A 19,519-nucleotide genomic window follows, 5' to 3' on the forward strand; every position below is an offset into this window, starting at 1 on the left:
GGTCGACCCTGCTGCGTTGACCGATCAATTCATCGTCAAGTTCAAAGAAACCGCCGGCATCAGTTCTGTTGCCCGTCAAGAATCCTATGCACGCGCTGAAGCTGTGGTCGGTGTGCCGGCGAAGGGTCTGCACCTCGCGGCGAATGGCGCCCAGATTGTTGGCACCGACAGGGCCTTGGACCCGGTCGAAGCCAGGGACTTCCTGACGAACCTGCGGGCAAACCCGGACGTCGAGTATGCGGAGCCGGACACGCTGATGTACCCGGCTAGCGTCGGTCCTAACGACCCCTACTACCCCCTGCAATGGGACCTGTGGGAGGAACCCGGCGGGATGCGGATGCCGGGGGCCTGGTCCGTCACCAAGGGCGACGGCGTCGTCGTCGCGGTGGTTGACACAGGCATCACAGACCACAGCGACCTGAACGCAAACGTTCTTCCCGGCTACGACATGATTTCGAGCGCTGCCAAAGCCCGCGACAACGACGGGCGTGATCCCAACCCGCGCGACGAAGGCGACTGGACGTCCGACGGACTCTGCAGCGCCGGCGCGGCCGGTGGCCCCTCCTCGTGGCACGGAACGCGGGTCGCGGGAACCGTCGCCGCAATCGCTAACAACGGGCGCGGCATCACGGGCGTAGCTCCAGGGGCGAAGATCCTGCCAGTCCGCGCACTGGGCCCCTGCGGTGGCTACACCTCGGACATCGCTGACTCCATCATCTGGGCCGCCGGCGGAGCTGTCCCGGGAGTTCCAACAAATCCGAACCCCGCCCGCGTCATCAACATGAGCCTGGGCGGCACTGCCGCTACCTGCTCGTCGACCTACCAGAACGCCATTGATTTTGCCTACAACGCAGGTTCTGTGATTGTTGCTGCCGCAGGCAACTCCAACACGTCTGCAGCCAACGTGAGTCCCGCGAACTGCCAGAACGTGATTACCGTCGCGGCAAGCGGACGGACCGGCGCGCGCGCCTCATATTCGAACTACGGGTCAGTTGTGGATGTGACCGCCCCCGGTGGCGACGTATCGACGAATGTGCAGGACGGTATCGCCTCCACGATCAACACCGGCACAACCGGACCCGCCGCCGAGGATTATGCCTACACCCTGGGAACGTCCATTGCGGCCCCGCACGTCGCGGGGCTGGCCGCGCTCCTCATGGCTAAGCTGGGCGCGAGTGCCACGCCCAAGGACGTCGAGGACCGGATCAAGAACACCGCACGGCCCCTGGCCGTGGCCTGTCCTGAGGGCTGCGGTACCGGTCTGGTGGATGCGGCCAAGGCCCTTGAATTCAGCACCGCCTTGCCCGGTCCGGCGATGCGGTTGAACGACTTCAACGGTGACGGCAAAACGGACGTCATCGCGCGGGACGCATCCGGTGAATTGTGGCTGTACCCCGGCACGGGGACCGGTGGCTGGTCCAAGCGGATCGACCTTGGCAGCGGCTGGAACGTGATGTCCACCATCGTCAGTGCGGGGGACTTCAACGGTGACGGCAAAGCGGACGTGATCGCCCGGGACAACAGCGGTGAGCTGTGGCTCTACCCGGGCACCGGGACCGGAGACTGGGCCAAGCGGCAGGATCTGGGAGCCGGCTGGAACGTCATGACTTCGATCGTTGCCCCGGGGGACTTCAACGACGACGGCAAGCCGGACCTGATTGCCCGGGATAGCGGCGGGGAACTCTGGCTGTATCCGAACAACGGTGCCGGCGACTGGCTCAAGCGCGTCGATCTGGGTTCCGGTTGGAACACCATGAACTCCATCGTGGCCCCGGGGGACTTCAACGCCGACGGCAAAGTGGACCTGGTCGCCCGCGACACCACCGGCGAACTGTGGCTCTACCCGGGCAACGGGCAGAACGAATGGTTCACCCGGGTAGATCTCGGAGCGGGCTGGAACACCATGGATGCCGTCACCGCTCCCGGCGACATGAACAGCGACAACTGGCCTGATGTGATCGCCCGCGACACAACTGGGGAACTCTGGCTCTACCCGAACAACGGTAGGGGTGACTGGTTCAGCCGCATCGACCTCGGCGGAGGCTGGAGCTCCATGAGTGCCATCCTGTAACCCCAGCCCGAAGGAGAGGCGACGCAGCGCCGTTGGGACTTCGGGCGCAGGCAAGTTGTTTCGCGCCGGGGACCGACTTAGATTTAGGCATGACCAACAACGCCGGTGACGAAGCCGTTCTGCAGCTGCAGGACCTCCTGATGGGAACAGAGAACGTCGAGGACTTCCTCGGCCGCCTTTCTGAATTCTCCGCGGCCACGCTCAGCCAGGCCGCTGGCGCCGAGATCGAATGCGGCGTCACACTGCAGCGCCGCAAGAAGACCATGACGGTGGCCGGGAGCAGCCCCCGGGCTATCATCCTGGACCGCATCGAGCAAAGCCTCGGCGACGGCCCCTGCATCGAGGCGCTGCGGACCCGGTCCGTAGTCCTGCTGGCCGACGTCGACACAGACCCGCGCTGGCCGGCCTACCAGCAGCAGCTCGCGGCCCAAGGCTGCCGCAGCACCCTCGGCGTGCCCCTGGAGATCGGCGCGGACGCGGCCGCCGCCCTGAACTTCTTCGCCCCCGGCACCGGGATCTTCACCCAGGACATAATTAACGATGCCGCCGGCTTCGCCGACCTCGCCGGCCGATCCCTCCGCCTGGCCGTCCGGATCGGCACCGAACAGTCCCGGGCCGAGGACCTGAGAGCCGCGATGGAGCACCGCACCTCGATCGACCTGGCCTGCGGCGTCATCATGGCCCAGAACCGCTGCTCCCAGGAGGAAGCCATGGGCATCCTCACCCGGGTCTCCAGCAACCGGAACCAGAAGCTCCGCGCCGTCGCGGCCGACGTCCTCCGCAATCTCACCGACGGGACCGTCCGGACGCACTTCGAGGCGTGAGCGGCCCGGCGCGCCGCCGGTCCTAGGATGAAGGGGATGACCACCACACGCCAAGCCGCCTTCAGCCTCCGCAGCATCGCCGTTCCCGCGTTCGGCCCGGCCCTGCTGTTCAGCATCGGCGAGGGCGCGATCCTGCCGGTGGTGGCCCTGTCCGCCCGCGACCTCGGCGCCTCGGTGGCCGTCGCCGCACTGGTGGTCACCCTGATCGGCCTGGGCTCCTGGTTTTTCAACCTGCCCGCCTCGCTCATCACCCTGAAGTTCGGCGAACGCTGGGCGATCGTCGGCGCTGCGGCGGCCAGCGCCGTCGCCCTGGCCGCCGCGGCACTGTCGCCGCTGGTGCCGGACGGGCTCTGGCTGCTCGCCGCCGCGATGCTCGTCGTCGGCATGGCCGCGAGCGTCTTCAGCCTGGCCCGGCAGAAGTACCTGACCGAGGCGGTGCCGGTGATGCTCCGGGCGCGGGCCCTGTCAACGCTCGGCGGGGTCAACCGGATCGGCATCTTCATCGGCCCCTTCATCGGCGCGGCGGTCATGCAGTTCGCCGGCATCACCGGCGCCTACTGGGTGGGCGTCGTCGCCATGGTGGCAGCCGCGGCCCTGTCGGTGACCATCCCGGATCTCGTGGCCACGCCTGCACCGGACGGCGACGTCCCCGTCCAGCGGGCGACGATGCGCAGCGTCGCCGTCTCCCACGCCGGGGTCTTCCTGACCGTGTGCATGGGGGTGCTGCTGCTCAGCGCGCTGCGCGCGTCCCGGCAGGTGGTGATCCCGCTCTGGGCCGAGCACCTCGGGATGGACGCGACGCAGGCCTCGCTGATCTACGGGCTCTCCGGCGCCATCGACATGCTGGTCTTCTACCCGGCCGGCCGGCTGATGGACCGCAAGGGCCGGCAGTGGGTGGCGATTCCGTCGACCCTCATCATGGGCACGGCCATGCTGCTGATCCCGCTCAGCACCGGCTTCGTGGGCCTGCTGCTCGCGGCGCTGCTGATCGGCTTCGGCAACGGCATCAGCTCGGGCCTGAACATGACGCTGGGCGCCGACTTCTCACCCGACAACGGCCGCGGGCAGTTCCTGGGCATCTGGCGGTTCATGGCCGACGCCGGGGCCACCGGCGGGCCGGTGCTGCTCTCAGGCGTGACCGCCGTCGCCTCGCTCGGGGCCGGGGTGGCCGCCACCGGCGTGCTGGGATTCGCCGCCGCCGCGGTCTTCGCCGTCACGATTCCCCGGCTGAAGCACCGGCGCAACTACTGATAGGCCCGGGACAGGCCCCGGCACCTAAAGCAGATCCTGAGAACCCGGGTCGTGCCCTCGCCGCAGAGTCGGTGCAATCGGGCCAGACTCCGTTACGCTTTCGGTAGCCGGATCCTGACCGGCGAACGTATTGGGGGAAACACTATGTCCGGTTTCACACGCGCGCGCCTCCGTGCAATGCGCGCCGTCACGTCCCGAGGTATCGCTGTAGCTCTTGCGGCAGTCATCCTTGCCTCCGCAGGGGGAGTATCAACGGCTCTGGTGTCGGCACAGCCGGCAGAGGCAGCGTCAACACAGACTCAAATTAATGCGGCAATTTCCCAGATTCTGAGCGAAACCAACGCTGAACGGGTCAAAGCTGGCCTGCAGCCGCTGAGCATTGCTCCAACCATGAACAGTGTCTCCCAGAACTGGTCGCAGACAATGGCGGCACAGTCGTCCATGACCCACAACCCGGACTATGCGTCGCAGCTTCCCCAGCCGTGGATGCGCGCGGGAGAAAACGTGGCGATGGGCTACACGCCGAGCACTGTCGTCGCCGCCTGGATGGCATCCCCCGGCCATAAAGCCAACATCCTTGGCGACTTCACCCACATTGGTCTTGGTTACTGGGTCGACGACACGGGACGCGCCTGGTTCACGCAGAACTTCGGTAAATATGACGTCGTCCCGCAGCCCACCATGATTAGCGATCCGACAAACGCAGTCGATAAATCCGGTTTCACCTCCAGCTGGGTGCCGAAGCCGGGTGAGACTGTCACCCGCTATGAGGTTCAGCTGTACTCCGCTGGCGGCGCTGCGCTCCTGGACTCAAAAACCACAACGTCTCCGACGGTGGCGTTCACGGGACTCACTGCGAGCACCGGCTACCTCGTGAAAGTCGCTGCGGTCGCCGTCGACGTCCCCGGACTTGTCTTCTCTTCTCCGGTGAAGTCCTTCACGGTCACCACCCTTGAAGACGTCCCAGCTGTCACAGCCCCTACGGGACTGGGGCTGACTGCCTCCGAGACCAGCGTTGCCGCATCCTGGTCCGCCCCTGCAACCGCGTATGGGAGCCTGCAGCCGTACAAGGTGGAGCTCAGACAAGGTGCCGCTTTGATTCAATCCGTGCAGAGTACCGAGCCCCGGTACGCTTTCAATGGTCTTGCGAGCAATACGGAATACTCCGTGATTGTCACAGCTTCAACGACGCTGAACACCAAAACGGCCACCGCGACTGCGACTGCGACGACAAGGACGGCGCTGTCCTCTGTTGCCCAGGTTTCGGAACCAACCGCCGTGGCTGTCGTTGCTGGTACCGACAGCACCATTTCGGCAACGTGGGGCGTGCCGGCAACAAGGGTGGGAACCGGGCTGACGTACAAGCTGACGCTTTCCACCGCCGGCACACCGGACACTGTTGTTGAGACCGTTTCAACTTCATACGCGTTCACTGGACTTCCCGCCAACACAATTTTCACTGTGAGGATCCAGGCGTCCATAACCGCCGAAAATGGCGTCACCACCAGTACCTCAGCCGGAGTGATCACAAACGTCAAGACTCCTCTCAAGGCGGCCCCTTACCCGGTGTCCCCGGCGGCGGTGGTTTTCACGGACAGGGACGGCACCGCGGCTGACACGTATACGGTCCCGGCGACCACCGGCGTGGACTACCTCGTCGGCGGAACGGCCAAACCTGCCGGTACTTACCCGGGGACCGGAACCGTCACGGTCACTGCTCAGGCCAGGACCGACTACATCCTGACCGCGGGTGCGACGGCTTCCTGGACCGCGACGTTCTCGACGTTCTCGACGTCCTCTGCGCCGACAGTGCCGGCGGCACCGAAGCGCTTGAACGACTTCACAGGTGACGGCAAGACGGACGTCATCGCCCGTGACGGGTCCGGTGAGCTGTGGCTCTACCCCGGGACGGGGACCGGTGACTGGTTCAAGCGGATCGACCTCGGCGGGGGCTGGAACGTGATGTCCACTATCGTCAGTGCCGGTGATTTCAATGGCGATGGCAAAGCAGACGTCATCGCCCGGGACAACAGCGGTGAACTGTGGCTATACCCGGGGACTGGAACCGGCGACTGGTCCAAGCGGCAGGATCTTGGAGCCGGCTGGAACGTCATGACATCGATTGTTGCCCCCGGTGACTTCAACGCGGACGGCAAGCCGGACCTGATTGCCTGGGACAGCAGTGGCGAATTGTGGCTCTATCCAAACAACGGAGCCGGCGACTGGCTCAAGCGCGTTGATCTGGGCGCCGGTTGGAACATCATGAACTCCATCGTCGCTCCCGGGGATTTCAACGCCGACGGCAAGGTGGATTTGGTCGCCCGCGACACCAGCGGCCAGCTGTGGCTCTACCCGGGCAATGGGCAGAATGAATGGTTCCGGCGGGTCGATCTGGGCGCCGGCTGGAACACCATGAACGCCATCACAGCTCCCGGCGACATGAACGGCGACGGCCGCCCCGACGTCATCGCGCGCGACACCACCGGTGAGCTCTGGCTCTACCCGAACAACGGTGCAGGTGACTGGTTCAAGCGCATCGATCTCGGTCCGGGCTGGAACCCTATGACCGCGATCCTGTAGCCAGGATTCCACCAGGAGGCCCTCCGCACCGTACTTCGGAAGCGGAGGGCCTCCTTGGGTTCGTGGATGTTAGAAAGCACGGGCGCCTACCGCTGACGGTTCCGGCACGCGCCTCGCTATTTGCCTGACCACATACGCCGCGTCCCGGTCCACGCCGCCGATCAGGCCCGAGGTGAGGGCGTACTGGAACGGCATGCCCACGAAGTACAGCCCCGGAATCCCGGGGACGGCGCCCCGTTCGGTCTCCGGCCAGCCCGACGGCGCCAACTGGAGCCCGTCGATCCAGCCCAGGTCCGGGCGGTAGCCGGTGGCCCAGATGACGGTCCGCACCCCGGCGTAAGTGCCGGCGTCGGACGCGCCGCTGACTGACGTGCCGCCGTCGAACGCGGGCTGGCCGTCCGCGGTGCCGGTCATGCGCGGCACCCGGAGGACCCCGGCGCTGTCCAGGTCCTTCGTGGAGATCCTGATCAGGGGTGCGCCGCGGTCGTGGAAGCTGGCCGCGACCTTGCGCCCGACCGGGGTGCGCAGCGTCAGGACCGAGTGGATGAACCGCCAGTAGGCCCCGCCAGCGTAGCGGAGCAGGGGGTCGGGAATGTGCGGGGTAGGTCTGCCCGACAGGAACACCCGGTGGTTGGCCGCGAGCTCCAGGGCAATTTCCGCGCCGGAGGTTCCGGCGCCCACCACCAGCACCTCGCCGTCGGGGATGTCCGCCGGGCTGCGGTACTGCGAGCTGTGAAGCTGGCGGATGGCGGAGTCCAGCCCGGCGGCGGCCTCCGGAAGGCGGGGGAGTGCATTCGCCCCGGTGGCCACGATGACGTTGCGCGTCCGCACGGTCCCGGCCGGGGTGTCGACGGCGAACCCGCCGCCGGCCCGGGTGACGCGCTCCACCCGGACGCCGGTCCGCACCGGGAGGCTGAACCGCTCCGCGTAGTCCTCGAGGTAGCCGGCGAAGTCCTCCTTGCGGGGGAAGGTGTTCCGCGCGGCCGGGAAGGGCAGGCCGGGGAGGCCGTCGTGCTGGGCGGGGGTGAACAGGCGCAGGGAGTCCCAGCGGCGGCGCCAGATATCGCCCACCCGCGGGGCGCCCTCGAGGATCTCGAACCGCAGTTTCGTCCGGGCGAGGTGGTAGCCGGCAGCGAGGCCGGCCTGTCCCGCGCCGATGACGACGGCATCAAGCTGCTGGGTGTCCTGGCTCATGGCCGGCTCCTTGGTTAGAGCATCTTCCTCTTATTCACTAGAATAGCGTTCCAGTGAGTGGAGCGATAGTCTAAATTTATGGAAAAGACCACGCGGCGGACGATCCAGGCGGCCGGCACCCGGGACGCCATCGTGGAGGCGGCCGGCCGGCTGTTCGCCGTCGATGGGTACGTCCGCACCACCATCGACGGGATCGCCGCGGAGAGCGGGGTGGCCGTCCAGACGGTCTACAACTCGGTGGGCAACAAGGCCGCGCTGCTCTCGGCCGTGCTCGACAATGCCGCCGCCGGGCCCGGGGCGCAGGCGGGCGTGCTGGACTTCATGCGGGAGCGCACCCGGCAGGCCCCCGACCTCGACGCCCTGGTCAACATGCTGGCGGACTGGTTCGTCGAGGTCCATCCGCGCACCGCCGGGATCAACGCCGTCATCGCCCGGGCCGCGGCCGTGGATGAGGCCGCGGCGCAGCTGGAGAAGGACCGCGGGCAGCAGCGGCTCCGGCGCTACGAGGAGGCCGCCGCCGCAGCCCGGGCCCGCGGCGGGCTCAGCTCCGGCATGTCCGATGCCGAGGGGGCCGCCGCCATCTGGTCGCTGGGCCATCCCCAGGTCTACCGGTCCATGGTGCAGGACGCCGGCTGGTCCGTGACGGCCTACCGGGAGTGGATAGCCAAGGCGCTGGCCGCGGCGCTCGCCTAGAGGCTGGCGTTGTAGACGTCGAGCCCGAACCGGTTCAGGCCCGGCGTCCCGGCATACCCGAGATAGGGCAGCCCGAAGGTGTCTTCGATGCTGGCGAGCAGGCTGTAGTGGTTGTACGGCGTGGTGGACCAGGTGCCGCCTTTGGTGAACGGCGAGAGGACCAGCGCACCGACCCGGCCCCCGCCCAGTCCGGTAATTCCCGGAAGTGGTGAGTTCGGCCCGGGGCCCTCACCGCAGCAGGCGCTGGCATCGGACTGCGGCCCGTCCGATTCGTCGAAGGTGATCACCAGGACGCCGTCCTGCTTGAATGCCGGGGACGAGGTAATGGCCGGGACCCACTGCTTCAGCCACTCGTCGGCGCTGGCCAGGCCGCCCGGCTGCCCGTCGACACAGGGGGAATCGTGCCCGTCATGGCAGAGGTTCGGCGTGATCATCGACAAATTCGGGGTGGTGGCGGCGGAGGCGAGGTCCGTCTTGAGGGCGGCGAGGTCGACGTCGTTCTTGGCGCAGTCCGGGGAACCGGTGATTCCGGCGAAGTACACGAACGGGTTGTGGCGCGCCGCGTACTGGTCCCCGACCTTTGCTTTCTGCGTGTCATCCACCGCGCCGAGTGCGGGGTGCCGGCAGGGGGTTCCCATGTCCTCCATGTAGCCCTTCCACGTTTTGCCGGCTCCGGTCAGCTGGCCGGCCACGGTGGGGACGCTGGCCGGGAAGACGCAGCCGTCGCCGACAGCCTGGCCGGGACTGGCCGTGCCCGTGCCGACGAACGGGGTGTAGCTCTGGCAGTCGGCCTGCATCTGCGGGTTCGGCCCCTGTCCGGAAATCTGTGCCACGTAGTTGGGCTGGGAGTTGTGCGCGGTGCCGAAGTACTGGTTCAGCAGCACCCCCTGGGCCCGGAGGGTCTGGGAGAGGTACGGTGCGGCCGACGCAGGCCCCCACGTCTCGTCATAGCCCTTGTTTTCGAGGTTGATGACGAAGATATGCTTCGCGCCCGGCAGGTAGGCCTGGGCCTGCGTAGCCGTCGGAGCGCTGGCCGTGGCAGCCGGCTGGGCAGGACCGGAGGAAATGGCCGCTGCGGCGAGCAGGACGGCGGCCGCGGCGGAGGCCCGCAGGGCCAACCGGCGGCCGCGCTTGCGGGATGCCGCAGTCGTCGTCGGGTGCTTTGTTTTGGGGTTCACGGCAGTGTCCATCCGTCGGCGAGTGCTTTCTGTTTCAGGCCGGACCATTCCTCGGCCGGCGGCGGGCCCACGGGCGTGCAGGCAGGTCCCGTCACGAACGGCGGGACAAGGTATTTGGGGGAGCTGAGGTTGGCCGGTGTGCCGAAGTCCAGGACTTCGGCGATGTTGCGGGCGGCCTTGTCCCGCGGCGTCAGGGGCGGCAGGTTCCAGCGCCACTCGATGGCCTTCAGGACCGAGGTGTGGTCGTAGACGTCGTGGGCGACGTACCGGCGCCGGGCCCGCGGGGAGATCACCACGGAGGGAACCCGGAAGCCGCGCAGAGCCGTGTCCGTGCTCGTGTCAGGGGCGCTGGCCGGCGGGACGTGGTCGTAGAAGCCGCCCCACTCGTCATAGTTGATCACCAGCATGGTGTTGGCCCAGCCCGGGCCGGAGGTGACCGCGTTGTAGACCTCGGCCAGGAACGTTTCGCCCGAGCGGATGTCGGCGTGCGGGTGGTCATCCCCCGAGGTGCCTGAGCCCTCGTCCGTGAACCGCGGATCCACAAAGGACACCGCGGGGAGGTTTCCGGCGGAGCAGTCCGTCAGGAACTCGGCGTAGTGGTGCGAGATTCCGAGGTACTTCGGGCCCCAGAGCGCGGTAAAGGGGATGTCGCCGTAGTAGTACTTTCCGGACACCCCGGCGGCAGCCAGCCGGTCCCAAATGGTGGGCAGGGTGCTGGTGACTGTGGAGTTGTGAATCCGGTCGGTGGCCGCGGCGTGCTGGTAGAACCTGTTGGGGTAGGTTTCGGCCATGGTCGCCGCGAAATACCGGTCGCAGACCGTCCAGTCCGGACCGGCCTGCCGCCAGAAGTCGAGGTCGGCGGCGTCGTAGTACCCGACGGCGAACTCGTCGTTTTCGCCGGCCCGGAGCCAGCCGTTGTTCTTGCCGTTGTTGAACTGAATACGGCCGCCCTCGTAGGAGTGGTCCGGGTCCGGGTGGCCGCAGCCCTGGAAGTCAGTCAGATGGTGGGTGGAGTGCGGGATGCCGTAGCGGTCGGTGTAGCTCAGCCCGGACTGTTTCCCGTCGGCCCCCGGCATCCAGCCGAGGAAATGGTCGAAGGAGCGGTTCTCCATCATCACCACGATGATGTGGTCGATTCCGGAGGTGCCGGGCGCCGGCAGCGCCGGTGTGGCGGCAGTGGCGGCACGGAGCGTGCTGCCGGTGGCCAAGGCGGTGGCGGCAGCCGTACCCGCCGCACCCAAAAAACTACGTCTAGAAAAGCTCACGTCGTGGATTCCTTCATCGTCGAGTCCGGCTTCCAGCGCCAGCAAGGAGGCAAGGTGCTGCCCGGGTCCACGGCAGCGCCAAGGACGGCGTCACGTGCCCTCGGGGCTGGGAAGAGGCAGGCAGGAAGTTACTGATGGGTACAGTTCACGCCCAAAAGTAGATCACGGAACCATTACGCTCCAGGGCGATTAGGGGGTCCGTTCATGCAGTGTTCACTGCACGTTCCCGCGACGGCCGGGAAGCCCCGGCCTGGCGCAAGCCGGGCCGCCGCGCGTCAGCGCTGCGGGGCCGTGTCGCCGTCGTGCTGGATCGCCGCGGCGAAGACCGGCAGGGCGCGCTGGATCATCTCTTCGGAGGCGGTGAGTGAGATCCGGAAATAGCCCGGCGTCTCGAACAGGGTGCCCGGCAGCACGAACACGTCCTGGTCCGCGAGGGCGGCGGTGAACTGCTCGTCGTCGTCGGCCGGGGTGCGGACGAACAGGTAGAACGCCCCCTCCGGCCGGGTGACCTGGTATCCCATGCCGGTCAGCGCCTCCACCATCAGGTCGCGTTTGCGCTGCAGCTGCCCGACGTCGATCGAGAATTGCTCCAGCCGCGGCAGCGCGTGCTGCAGCAGGGCGTTGGGGTAGATCCAGCCCATCGACATCTGCAGGGCGCTGACCGCCTCCCGCAGCGGGCCGCGGTCCGGCATGGTGGGCGGCAGCGCCAGGTAGCCGATCCGCTGCCCGGGCGCCAGATGGGTCTTGCCGCACGAGTAGGCCAGCAGCGTGTACGGATAGTATTCGGCCGGGCTGTGGAACCGGGCGCCGTCGTAGACGATCCGGTTGTAGGCCTCGTCGGAGAGCAGGTAGACGCGCCGGCCGTTGCTGCGCGAGGCCCCTTCGAGCATGTCGGCCAGGTCCTCCAGGAGCGAGGGCGGGTAGATCCGGCCGGTCGGGTTGTTGGGGGTGTTGACGATCACCACCCGGGTGCGCGGGGTGATGGCCGCCCCGAGCGCCGCCAGGTCGACGTCGAACGTCTCCTCGTCGCAGCGGATCTTGACCGGCACCAGCCCGGCCTCGAGCACCAGCGGCTCGTAGAAGAACCAGGGCGGCAGGGTGAAGATGACCTCGTCGCCGGGGTCGGCGACGGCCTTGAGCGCCAGCGGGATCGCGGTGAAGCCTCCCGTGGTGAGGTGGATGTCTGCCGGCTCGAAGGGCATGCCCAGCAGGCGCCGCAGGGACGCCGCGGCGGCGGACTGCGCCTCCGGCTCGTTGGTCTTGTAGGCAAACCAGCGCTCGTTCCGGGGCGTCAGCGCGTCCGCGAGGGCCTCGACGTAGGCGGACTGCGGCATCTGGTGCGGGTTGCCCAGGGCGAGGTCGCAGATCCCCGGCACGTGCTGGCGCCGGGCGTAGACCGAGTCGCGGAGGAAGGTGTTGATCCGCTGTTGCGACGGGACGGACGCGAGGGCGGCGGCGCGCCGTGAAACGCTCGGTGGAACGCTCCGTGAAACCGGAGAATCAGTGCTCATGACAGTCCCTCGAGACGTGGCAGCGTGGCGTTCTGGACGGATGGGCCGGACGCGCTGCTGAGCCAGCGGCTGGGCGGGACTAATTCTGGTCCTCGGAGGGGCGGATGTAAACGGGGTTTGTGTGGGCGGGCAGGTCGTCTCCAACCACAGCGGGTAACCGAGGGAGCGACTTACGAGTACCTACTACTCGGGCGGAAGCTAAGTGGGCTTAGTACGGTCGGGCGAGCGCGCCGGTTCATCCGCAAACCGGCCCCACGCGGGGCGGCACCAGTGCCGCCGTCAGGGTTCGCCCGTATCGATTTGCCGCGCATGGTCTCCGCCCGGATGGGTGATGCGTTTCGACGTAAAAAATGGAGGAGAACATCATGTTAGGAAAAAATTCCCGCCGGTTCGCGCCGGCAGCAGCCCTGTTTGCTGCCCTCACGCTCGCAGCACCGCAATCAGCCTTCGCCGCGGATGAACCGATCGTTTACCCTGGCTGCGAGGACTTCGGCATAACCTTCACTGGCACCGGTGGAAACCAAGCGGTGCGGTTACTCCGGGATAAGGACGGTGTCCAATACATCATTATTGGCGGACACGGCACTGTCCTGACAGTCACCAACGCCGAAGATCCCACAAAGTCAGTGACGTTTCCCACCCAAGGATCGGTCACGCAGATCAAGAGCTACCCGGACGGCACAGCCGATTTCCAGCTGACGGGGAAGAACTTGTTTATCCTTTACCCGGGGGATGTCCCTGGACCCTCCACCATCCTGTACACCGGGCGCGTCACGTTCAGCAACGATGTCAACGCTGTTTCAACAGTCACGAGTACATCCGGAAGGCAGAGAGACATCTGCGCAGAACTGGCAGCACCCTAGGTTTACACCTCTGGGGACGGGTGGGTGAACGTGATGGCACGCTGGGGTACTTGACTCAAAGAAGAGGGCCTCCAGTTGCGCTGGGATGCTTCATCGCTGACGCGGCCGTCTCCGGTGCTGCGCGTGGAGGATCACGACGCCGACCCGCTAATCCAAACTGAACAGGGAACGGCCCCGCATGCTTTGGCGCGCGGGGCCGTTTCAGGCCGTTCAGCGTCAGCGGCTCCCGGCCCGGCGGCGGACTCGTCCCCAGCCACCGGCGCCGGTCAGCGCCGGGGTGTGCTCCGCCGTCGTGCCGCATGCCCGAACAGCCACACGCCGCTGACCGTGGCGAGGTAGCCGGCGATGACGATCAGCGCGGTCCCGGCCCAGAAGTAGTTTGTGGTGCTGCCTTCAAGGCCCGTCCTGGTGATACTCAGCAGCGAAAAGGCAGCCACGGCGGCAGCGGCCAGCCCCAGCAGCGCCGGCAGCGCGAGCCACAGACGTGAGGAGGCCCAGTGTTCCCCGTAGCCGTCCCAGACGTTCCAGCCCGGGCCCCTGCGGATGATCAGCCAGCCCGCCGGGAGCATAAACGCTGCCACGACGAGGAAGGCCGCGACCACGTCGGCCGGTCGGTGCCACTGGTTGATCAGGGTGGACACCCCGGTGGCGACGGCGAAGCTGCCGCCCAGGAACCCGGCGAGCGGGCGCCAGCGCGGGGAGACCATCAGGAACACCGCCGCCGCGGCCGAGGCCGCCATGGTGGTGTGCCCGGAGGGCAGCGAGTTCAGCTCCAGGGTCTCGACGCCGGTGTAGGGCCGGACCGGGACGAGGTCCTTCAGGACCTGGGTGGCCACGTTGGCGCCCACGCAGGCCGCGACCGCGATCCCCGCGGCGGCCCAGCGCCGCTTCAGCACGGTGACGATGAGGACCATGACGGTGGCGATCAGCAGGGAAAGCGCGGGCAGCCAGTCGAGCAGCTTGTTGGCGGCCCTGCCGGCGGCGCCGTGGATTTCGACCGCCTCCACGAGGGCCGATTCGTCGATGAACTGGCCCGTGGTGGTGCGGACAAAGAAATAGTAGGTACCGGCCAGCGCGGCCATGCTGACCAGGGTGGCCAGCAGGAACAGGAACCCGGTGCCCCGGCCCTGGCGTCCGGCGGGGCCTGTTGCCGGGTCGCCGGGGGTGGCCCCGCGGGCGGCCCCGCGGGCGCGCGCGGCGCGCGGGGACGTCGGCTGCGGATACTCCGGAGCCGGGGGTGTGCTGGTGCGATCCTGCCGAAAACTCATCCGTAACAGGTTCCCACAGAAGCCTGCGAACTTTCTGAGGGGAGCATCCGCCGGGCAGATCAGGGCGGATGCCGGGTGCACATTCGCCCTGATCTGCCCGGCGGATGCCCCTCCGTCCGCGCCGCGGGTAGTGTTTGGCCATGGACACCGTTGCGATGCATCCGGACCCAGCCTTCCCGCGCTTCCACCCGCGTCCCGCGCAGGGCTGGATCAACGATCCCAACGGCCTAAGCCACGCGGACGGCCGCTACCACGTGTTCTTCCAGTACAACCCGGACTCGGCCCGGCACCGGAGCATCTGCTGGGGGCACCTGAGTTCCCCGGATCTGGTGCACTGGGACGAGGAACCGGTGGCGCTCCGGCCCCAGCCCGGCGGCCCGGACGCGCTGGGCTGCTGGTCCGGCGTCGTGACCGACGACGGCGGCGTCCCCACCGCCGCGTACTCCGGCGTCGACACCGTGGGCGGCCACTCCCGCGTGGTGCTGGCCCGGGCCGATAAGTCCCTGCGCACCTGGTCCCAGGACGGGCACGTCGCGGCCGAGGTCCCGCCGGACCCGCAGGTCACCGCCGTCCGGGACCCGTTCCTCTTCAGCTTCCAGGGCCGCCGCTTTGCGCTCCAGGGCGCCGGGCTCGCGTCCGGCCACGCCGCCGTCCTGCTGTACAGCGCGGAGGACCTGCGCCACTGGCAGTACGAGGGGATCTGGTTCAGCACCGAGGACCCGCTGGCGGCCCGGCACCTGCCCGCGGAGATCTGGGAGTGCCCGCAGCTGGTCCGTGTCCCGGACTCCTCCGGCGCGGAGACCTGGCTGCTGATGGCCTCGCTCTGGCTCGGCACCGACGACCACGACCACCCCAATGGGGTCGGCTACCTCCTCGGCTCGCTGGCCGCGAACGGCGCCGGGCTGCCGGTGTTCAGGCCCGAGGCGGGCGGAAAGGCCGACCTGGGGCAGGAGTTCTACGCCCCGCAGATCCTCGCGCTGCCGGACCGGTCGCTGCTCTGGGGCTGGTCGGCCGAGCTGGTGGACGGTGAGGGCCCCGGACGCAGCCAGGAGGAGATCGACAACGCCGGCTGGTCCGGGGTCCTGACCTTCCCGCGCCAGCTGTCCGTGCACGGCGGGGTCCTGGCCGTCGAGCCCGCCCCGGAACTCCGCGCCTACCGCGGCGAGCGGCTGCACCACGGCGCGGCGGGCACGTTTACCCTTCCGGCCGGGGCGGAGGTCCGGGTCCTTGGGGGAGAGGGCACCCTCCGGCTGGTCCTCGTCTCGGCAGGGCAGCGGCGGACCGTATTCGCCGACACCGTGGCCGGGGGCGATCAGCTGTGGATCTTCCTCGATGCCTCGATCGTGGAGGTCTACCGCCACGGCTCCGTGCCCGCGACGCTGCGCGCCTACCCCGGCCCCGGCGAGGAGTGGCAGCTCGAACTGCCGCACGGCGCCGCGGCGGACGTCTGGGAGCTCCGGCACCCGGAGCGGCCTGCACCTGCGGGGGAGCCTGCCGCGGAGGCGCCGCCTGTCTAAGTGCCTCCTGGGCGCGCTGGCTGGGCATGTCCGCCGCGTTCGCCAGGCCGCGGACGGGCGCGTCATCGTCGCCGGCGAGTCCGTCCCCGTATGGGAGGATGTTCCGGTGACTTCCCGAGCCCCCGCCCCGCCCCGCCGCCCGCGCGGCCGCCCGTCCGCGGGGCTTGTTGCGTTGGTGCTGCCCCTGCTGCTCGGTGTGGCTGCGTGTTCGGCCCCCGCCCCGACGGTGTCCTCCGGCGCTTCCACCCTGGCCGGATCCTCCGGCCCGGCCGGACAGGTGGGCGCGACGCCCGCAGCGGCAGGGCCCGCGTCGGCCGTTCCCTCCCCGGCAGCGACCGGGGCAGCGCCCTCCGCGTCCGCGGCCGCTGCAGCCTCCGGCACGTCCGGTGCCGTGGGCGCAGCGCTGCAGGCGCTCGTGGCCGCCACGCCGCAGCCGAGCCGGGAGCAGGTCCGCGCGAGCCTGTCCGCCGCCGGGTTCGCCCCGGCCGCCGTCGAAGTTTCAGCCTCTAAAACCCCCACCGGACTGGCCGCCGACGCCGTCGAGGTCGGGGTGCTGGGCGGCAGCGAATGTGTGATGGCTCAGATCCGGTCCGGAACTGTGGAAACGTCAGTGTTGCCGGTTCTTTCGAACGGGCGATGCTTTGTTGGCAGCGTCCAGCGGTAGGCAACAGGAGCGGCATGTCGAAAGTACTGACCCGCAGCGCCGGGAAAGCGCAGGAACCCCAGCGCACGCGCCGGCGTCGTTCGTTCATGGCCGTCCAGGTGGCGGGCGAACTGCTGATCACCCTCGGCGTGGTCGCCATGCTCTTCGTGGCCTGGCAGCTGTGGTGGACAAACGTTGAAGCCGACGCCGCCCAGAGGGCTGCCGTGAAGCAGTTCGTGCAGGAGCACCAGGTGCCTGTCCCCGCTGCCGCGGCACCGGCGGTCCCTGCCGTGCCCGTCGACCCGGCGGCCATGCCGGTCGGCACCGCCCCGGCCCACGGGGAGGCAATCGGTGTCATCTACATTCCCCGCTTCGGAGCCGATTACAGCAGGCCGGTCATCGAGGGCACCAGCAGCGACGTCATCGATACCCTGGGCCTGGGCCGCTACGCGGGAACGGCGATGCCCGGGGCCGTGGGGAACTTTGTGGTGGCAGGGCACCGCCAGACGCACGGCGCGGTGCTCGACAACATCCACACGCTCGTGCCCGGGGACAAAATCTACGTCCAGACAGCCGACGGGTTCTACACCTACGTGTTCCGGAACCAGGAGATCGTCCTGCCGGACCGGACGGACGTGATCGCGCCGGTGCCGACGCAGCCCGGCGTGGCGCCGGAGCAGCGGCTGCTGACCATGACCAGCTGCAATCCGCGCTTTGGGTCCGAGGAACGCATCATCGCCTATTCGGCGTTCGACTCATGGCAGCCGCTCAGCGCCGGGCCCCCGGCGCCCATCGCGAAGCAGCTCGCCGCGCTGCAGGGAAAGGGCTAGACAATGTACCTTTGGCTTTTTCAGCACCTTCCCGGGCCGCTCTGGCTAAGGATCCTGCTCTCGGCGGCGATCCTTGCCGGCGTGCTGCTCCTGCTGGTGGACTTCGTGTTTCCCTGGTTCGCTGAAATCACGCACCTGACCGACGCGACGGTCGGCTGACCGGTGCGGGTGAGCTCATCTTCACCGTCCGGGCCGGTGCCGTCCGTGCTCCCCGCGCTGGAGGAACTCCTCGCCGGCGCGCACGTGGTGAGCCTGCCGATGCGGGTGAAGTTCCGCGGGATCCTCCAGCGCGAGGCCCTGCTGCTGGACGGCCCGCTGGGCTGGGGCGAATTCTGCCCCTTCCCCGAGTACGGCGACCCGGAGGCCTCCCGCTGGCTCGCCGCCGCGCTCGAGGCGGGCTGGCAGGGTTTCCCGGAGCCGCTGCGCCAAGTCATCCCGGTCAACGCCACCATCCCGGCGGTCGCCGCGGACCGGGTCCCGGAGATCCTGGCCCGCTTCGGCCGGGTGGACGCCGTCAAAATCAAGGTGGCCGAGCCCGGGCAGAGCCTCGACGATGACGCCGCCCGGGTCGCCGCTGTCCGTGCGGCGCTCCCGGACGCCGCGCTCCGGGTGGACGCGAACGGCGGCTGGGACGTCCCGGACGCCGTCGCGGCACTGACCCGGCTCGCCGCCGTCGGGCTCGAATACGCCGAACAGCCGGTGCCGGACATCGCCGGCCTTGCCGAGGTCCGCCGCCGGCTGCGCGCCGCCGGCACCCCGGTGCTGATCGCCGCGGACGAAAGCGTGCGCAAGGAGGACGACCCGCTCAAGGTGGCCCGCGCCGGCGCCGCGGACCTGATTGTCGTGAAGGTGGCGCCGCTCGGGGGAGTACGGCGCGCCCTGGACATCGTGGCGCAGGCCGGGCTGCCCGCCGTCGTCAGCTCCGCGCTGGACACCTCCGTGGGAATCCGCGCCGGGCTGGCGCTCGCCGCCGCCCTGCCCGAACTGCCCTACGCCTGCGGGCTGGGCACCGTGTCCCTGCTCGCCGCCGACGTCACCCGGGACTCCCTGGTGCCCGACGACGGCGCCATCCGGGTCCGCGACGTCGCCGCCGATCCGGGGCTGCTGGCCCAGTACGCGGCCGCGCCGGAGCGCCGCGACTGGTGGCTGGAGCGCCTGCGCAGGGTCCATGCGGTGCTGGCTGCCAGCCAGGAGGCGCGGGCTTGCGAGTAAAGTAGGGCCGGAAGCGGCGAAGTAACCGCTGCACAGTAGCTTTGGAACGGAAATTTCGTAAAAATGACGGCGCTTACATCCCGAAAAATTGACAAGTCGTCTCCGGAGGAGCTCGCGAAGGGAACGAACGTGACCCCCAAAGACGGGCTGATCCGGATCGTGCAGGGCCTGCGGCGCGTTGATACCGGGACCTACGCCCTCCGCATCCGGCTGGCCGAGAAGCTGGGCATCGGCACCATCGACATCAACGCCATGGCGTTCGTGGGCGAGGTGGACGGCCTCACCCCCAAGGATCTCGGCAAGACGCTGAACATCACCACCGGCTCGGTCACGGCCATGGTGGACCGCCTGGAAGCCAAGGGCTTTATGGTGCGCAAGCCCAACCCCACGGACCGGCGGAGCGTGCTGCTGCACCTGAGCCCGGAGGGGACCGAGGCCATGCAGTGGGCCAACGACCACTTCGCCGCCGCGGCCGCCGCCCTGATCCAGGAATCCTCCGAGGAAAGCGTTGCGGAGATCGCCGAGTTCCTCGAGGGCATCGGCGGGCGGCTGATGGCCGCCGCAACCGACCCGGAAGAGGGCTAGGGACGTTTGGTTCCTTCGGCTTGATGCTCGGATC

The 19,519-nt window shown here is 68.5% G+C and carries 17 protein-coding genes; 12 read left to right on the plus strand and 5 right to left on the minus strand.

Translation table 11 applies throughout. The annotated features are described in order from the left end of the window. The first annotated feature begins 16 nt into the window (after positions 1–16). The 4 genes from AC1MFL_RS13105 (at position 17) to AC1MFL_RS13120 (ending at position 6,726) form a co-directional block, all read left to right on the plus strand. The gene (locus AC1MFL_RS13105) at positions 17–2,071 is read left to right on the plus strand and encodes a S8 family serine peptidase (RefSeq protein ID WP_479810320.1); all 2,055 of its coding nucleotides are present in this window, start codon (positions 17–19) and stop codon (positions 2,069–2,071) included. An 89-nt stretch (positions 2,072–2,160) separates the two neighbouring features. Continuing rightward, positions 2,161–2,895, plus strand: a complete 735-nt coding sequence (locus AC1MFL_RS13110) for a GAF and ANTAR domain-containing protein (protein WP_479810322.1) — start codon at positions 2,161–2,163, stop codon at positions 2,893–2,895. Between the two features lie 36 nt (positions 2,896–2,931). Then, positions 2,932–4,146 (plus strand): MFS transporter, encoded by a 1,215-nt coding sequence (locus AC1MFL_RS13115; RefSeq protein WP_479810324.1) that lies wholly within the window; start codon positions 2,932–2,934, stop codon positions 4,144–4,146. Positions 4,147–4,323: 177 nt separating this feature from the next. Further along, positions 4,324–6,726 carry an FG-GAP-like repeat-containing protein gene (locus AC1MFL_RS13120; protein WP_479815458.1) on the plus strand — a complete coding sequence of 801 codons (2,403 nt, stop codon included), beginning with the start codon at positions 4,324–4,326 and terminating at the stop codon, positions 6,724–6,726. Positions 6,727–6,795: 69 nt separating this feature from the next. Here AC1MFL_RS13120 and AC1MFL_RS13125 read toward each other — a convergent pair whose 3' ends face one another. Beyond that, a complete protein-coding gene (locus AC1MFL_RS13125) occupies positions 6,796–7,920 on the minus strand; it encodes a flavin-containing monooxygenase (RefSeq protein ID WP_479810326.1) in 1,125 nt (374 codons plus the stop codon). Between the two features lie 78 nt (positions 7,921–7,998). Between AC1MFL_RS13125 and AC1MFL_RS13130 the strand changes: the two genes are divergently transcribed. Then, positions 7,999–8,613 (plus strand): TetR/AcrR family transcriptional regulator, encoded by a 615-nt coding sequence (locus AC1MFL_RS13130; RefSeq protein WP_479810327.1) that lies wholly within the window; start codon positions 7,999–8,001, stop codon positions 8,611–8,613. On the opposite strand, the gene AC1MFL_RS13135 is transcribed toward AC1MFL_RS13130, so the two are convergent. The 3 genes from AC1MFL_RS13135 to AC1MFL_RS13145 all read right to left on the minus strand — a co-directional run bounded on the left by AC1MFL_RS13135 (position 8,610) and on the right by AC1MFL_RS13145 (position 12,567). Next, positions 8,610–9,791: an alkaline phosphatase family protein gene (locus AC1MFL_RS13135; protein ID WP_479810329.1), complete on the minus strand. Its 1,182-nt coding sequence runs from the start codon at positions 9,789–9,791 to the stop codon at positions 8,610–8,612. The genes AC1MFL_RS13130 and AC1MFL_RS13135 overlap by 4 nt on opposite strands. Then, positions 9,788–11,056 (minus strand): alkaline phosphatase family protein, encoded by a 1,269-nt coding sequence (locus AC1MFL_RS13140; RefSeq protein WP_479810330.1) that lies wholly within the window; start codon positions 11,054–11,056, stop codon positions 9,788–9,790. The genes AC1MFL_RS13135 and AC1MFL_RS13140 overlap by 4 nt, the downstream gene beginning before the upstream one ends. A 275-nt stretch (positions 11,057–11,331) precedes the next feature. Continuing rightward, positions 11,332–12,567: an aminotransferase class I/II-fold pyridoxal phosphate-dependent enzyme gene (locus AC1MFL_RS13145; protein WP_479810331.1), complete on the minus strand. Its 1,236-nt coding sequence runs from the start codon at positions 12,565–12,567 to the stop codon at positions 11,332–11,334. A gap of 350 nt (positions 12,568–12,917) precedes the next feature. On the opposite strand from AC1MFL_RS13145, the gene AC1MFL_RS13150 reads away from it, so the two are divergent. After that, the gene (locus AC1MFL_RS13150) at positions 12,918–13,430 is read left to right on the plus strand and encodes a hypothetical protein (RefSeq protein ID WP_479810332.1); all 513 of its coding nucleotides are present in this window, start codon (positions 12,918–12,920) and stop codon (positions 13,428–13,430) included. Between the two features lie 266 nt (positions 13,431–13,696). Here AC1MFL_RS13150 and AC1MFL_RS13155 read toward each other — a convergent pair whose 3' ends face one another. Continuing rightward, entirely contained in the window at positions 13,697–14,698 is a 1,002-nt protein-coding gene (locus AC1MFL_RS13155; protein WP_479810333.1) for a phosphatase PAP2 family protein, read from the minus strand. A gap of 140 nt (positions 14,699–14,838) precedes the next feature. Between AC1MFL_RS13155 and AC1MFL_RS13160 the strand changes: the two genes are divergently transcribed. From AC1MFL_RS13160 to AC1MFL_RS13185, 6 genes are all read left to right on the plus strand, one after another. Then, entirely contained in the window at positions 14,839–16,215 is a 1,377-nt protein-coding gene (locus AC1MFL_RS13160; RefSeq protein WP_479810335.1) for a glycoside hydrolase family 32 protein, read from the plus strand. Between the two features lie 106 nt (positions 16,216–16,321). Next, positions 16,322–16,879, plus strand: a complete 558-nt coding sequence (locus tag AC1MFL_RS13165) for a DUF6993 domain-containing protein (RefSeq protein WP_479810337.1) — start codon at positions 16,322–16,324, stop codon at positions 16,877–16,879. A 14-nt stretch (positions 16,880–16,893) separates the two neighbouring features. Further along, positions 16,894–17,688, plus strand: a complete 795-nt coding sequence (locus AC1MFL_RS13170) for a class E sortase (RefSeq protein WP_479810339.1) — start codon at positions 16,894–16,896, stop codon at positions 17,686–17,688. A 3-nt stretch (positions 17,689–17,691) separates the two neighbouring features. Then, positions 17,692–17,847, plus strand: coding sequence for a hypothetical protein (locus AC1MFL_RS13175; protein ID WP_479810340.1), 156 nt, complete (start codon positions 17,692–17,694; stop codon positions 17,845–17,847). A gap of 9 nt (positions 17,848–17,856) precedes the next feature. Next, the gene (locus tag AC1MFL_RS13180) at positions 17,857–18,900 is read left to right on the plus strand and encodes an o-succinylbenzoate synthase (protein WP_479810341.1); all 1,044 of its coding nucleotides are present in this window, start codon (positions 17,857–17,859) and stop codon (positions 18,898–18,900) included. Positions 18,901–19,029: 129 nt separating this feature from the next. Further along, positions 19,030–19,485 carry a MarR family winged helix-turn-helix transcriptional regulator gene (locus tag AC1MFL_RS13185; RefSeq protein ID WP_479810342.1) on the plus strand — a complete coding sequence of 152 codons (456 nt, stop codon included), beginning with the start codon at positions 19,030–19,032 and terminating at the stop codon, positions 19,483–19,485. Positions 19,486–19,519 lie beyond the last annotated feature (34 nt).

The organism is Arthrobacter sp. BG3 (assembly GCF_056680185.1).

Bases quoted from the DNA above. Each gene is read 5' to 3' on its own strand.
- AC1MFL_RS13150 (WP_479810332.1), top strand. From the start codon at position 12,918: ATGGAGGAGAACATCATGTTAGGAAAAAATTCCCGCCGGTTCGCGCCG.
- AC1MFL_RS13125 (WP_479810326.1), bottom strand. From the start codon at position 7,920: ATGAGCCAGGACACCCAGCAGCTTGATGCCGTCGTCATCGGCGCGGGA.
- AC1MFL_RS13145 (WP_479810331.1), bottom strand. From the start codon at position 12,567: ATGAGCACTGATTCTCCGGTTTCACGGAGCGTTCCACCGAGCGTTTCA.
- AC1MFL_RS13110 (WP_479810322.1), top strand. From the start codon at position 2,161: ATGACCAACAACGCCGGTGACGAAGCCGTTCTGCAGCTGCAGGACCTC.
- AC1MFL_RS13120 (WP_479815458.1), top strand. From the start codon at position 4,324: ATGCGCGCCGTCACGTCCCGAGGTATCGCTGTAGCTCTTGCGGCAGTC.
- AC1MFL_RS13160 (WP_479810335.1), top strand. From the start codon at position 14,839: ATGGACACCGTTGCGATGCATCCGGACCCAGCCTTCCCGCGCTTCCAC.
- AC1MFL_RS13175 (WP_479810340.1), top strand. From the start codon at position 17,692: ATGTACCTTTGGCTTTTTCAGCACCTTCCCGGGCCGCTCTGGCTAAGG.
- AC1MFL_RS13130 (WP_479810327.1), top strand. From the start codon at position 7,999: ATGGAAAAGACCACGCGGCGGACGATCCAGGCGGCCGGCACCCGGGAC.
- AC1MFL_RS13155 (WP_479810333.1), bottom strand. From the start codon at position 14,698: ATGAGTTTTCGGCAGGATCGCACCAGCACACCCCCGGCTCCGGAGTAT.
- AC1MFL_RS13115 (WP_479810324.1), top strand. From the start codon at position 2,932: ATGACCACCACACGCCAAGCCGCCTTCAGCCTCCGCAGCATCGCCGTT.
- AC1MFL_RS13170 (WP_479810339.1), top strand. From the start codon at position 16,894: ATGTCGAAAGTACTGACCCGCAGCGCCGGGAAAGCGCAGGAACCCCAG.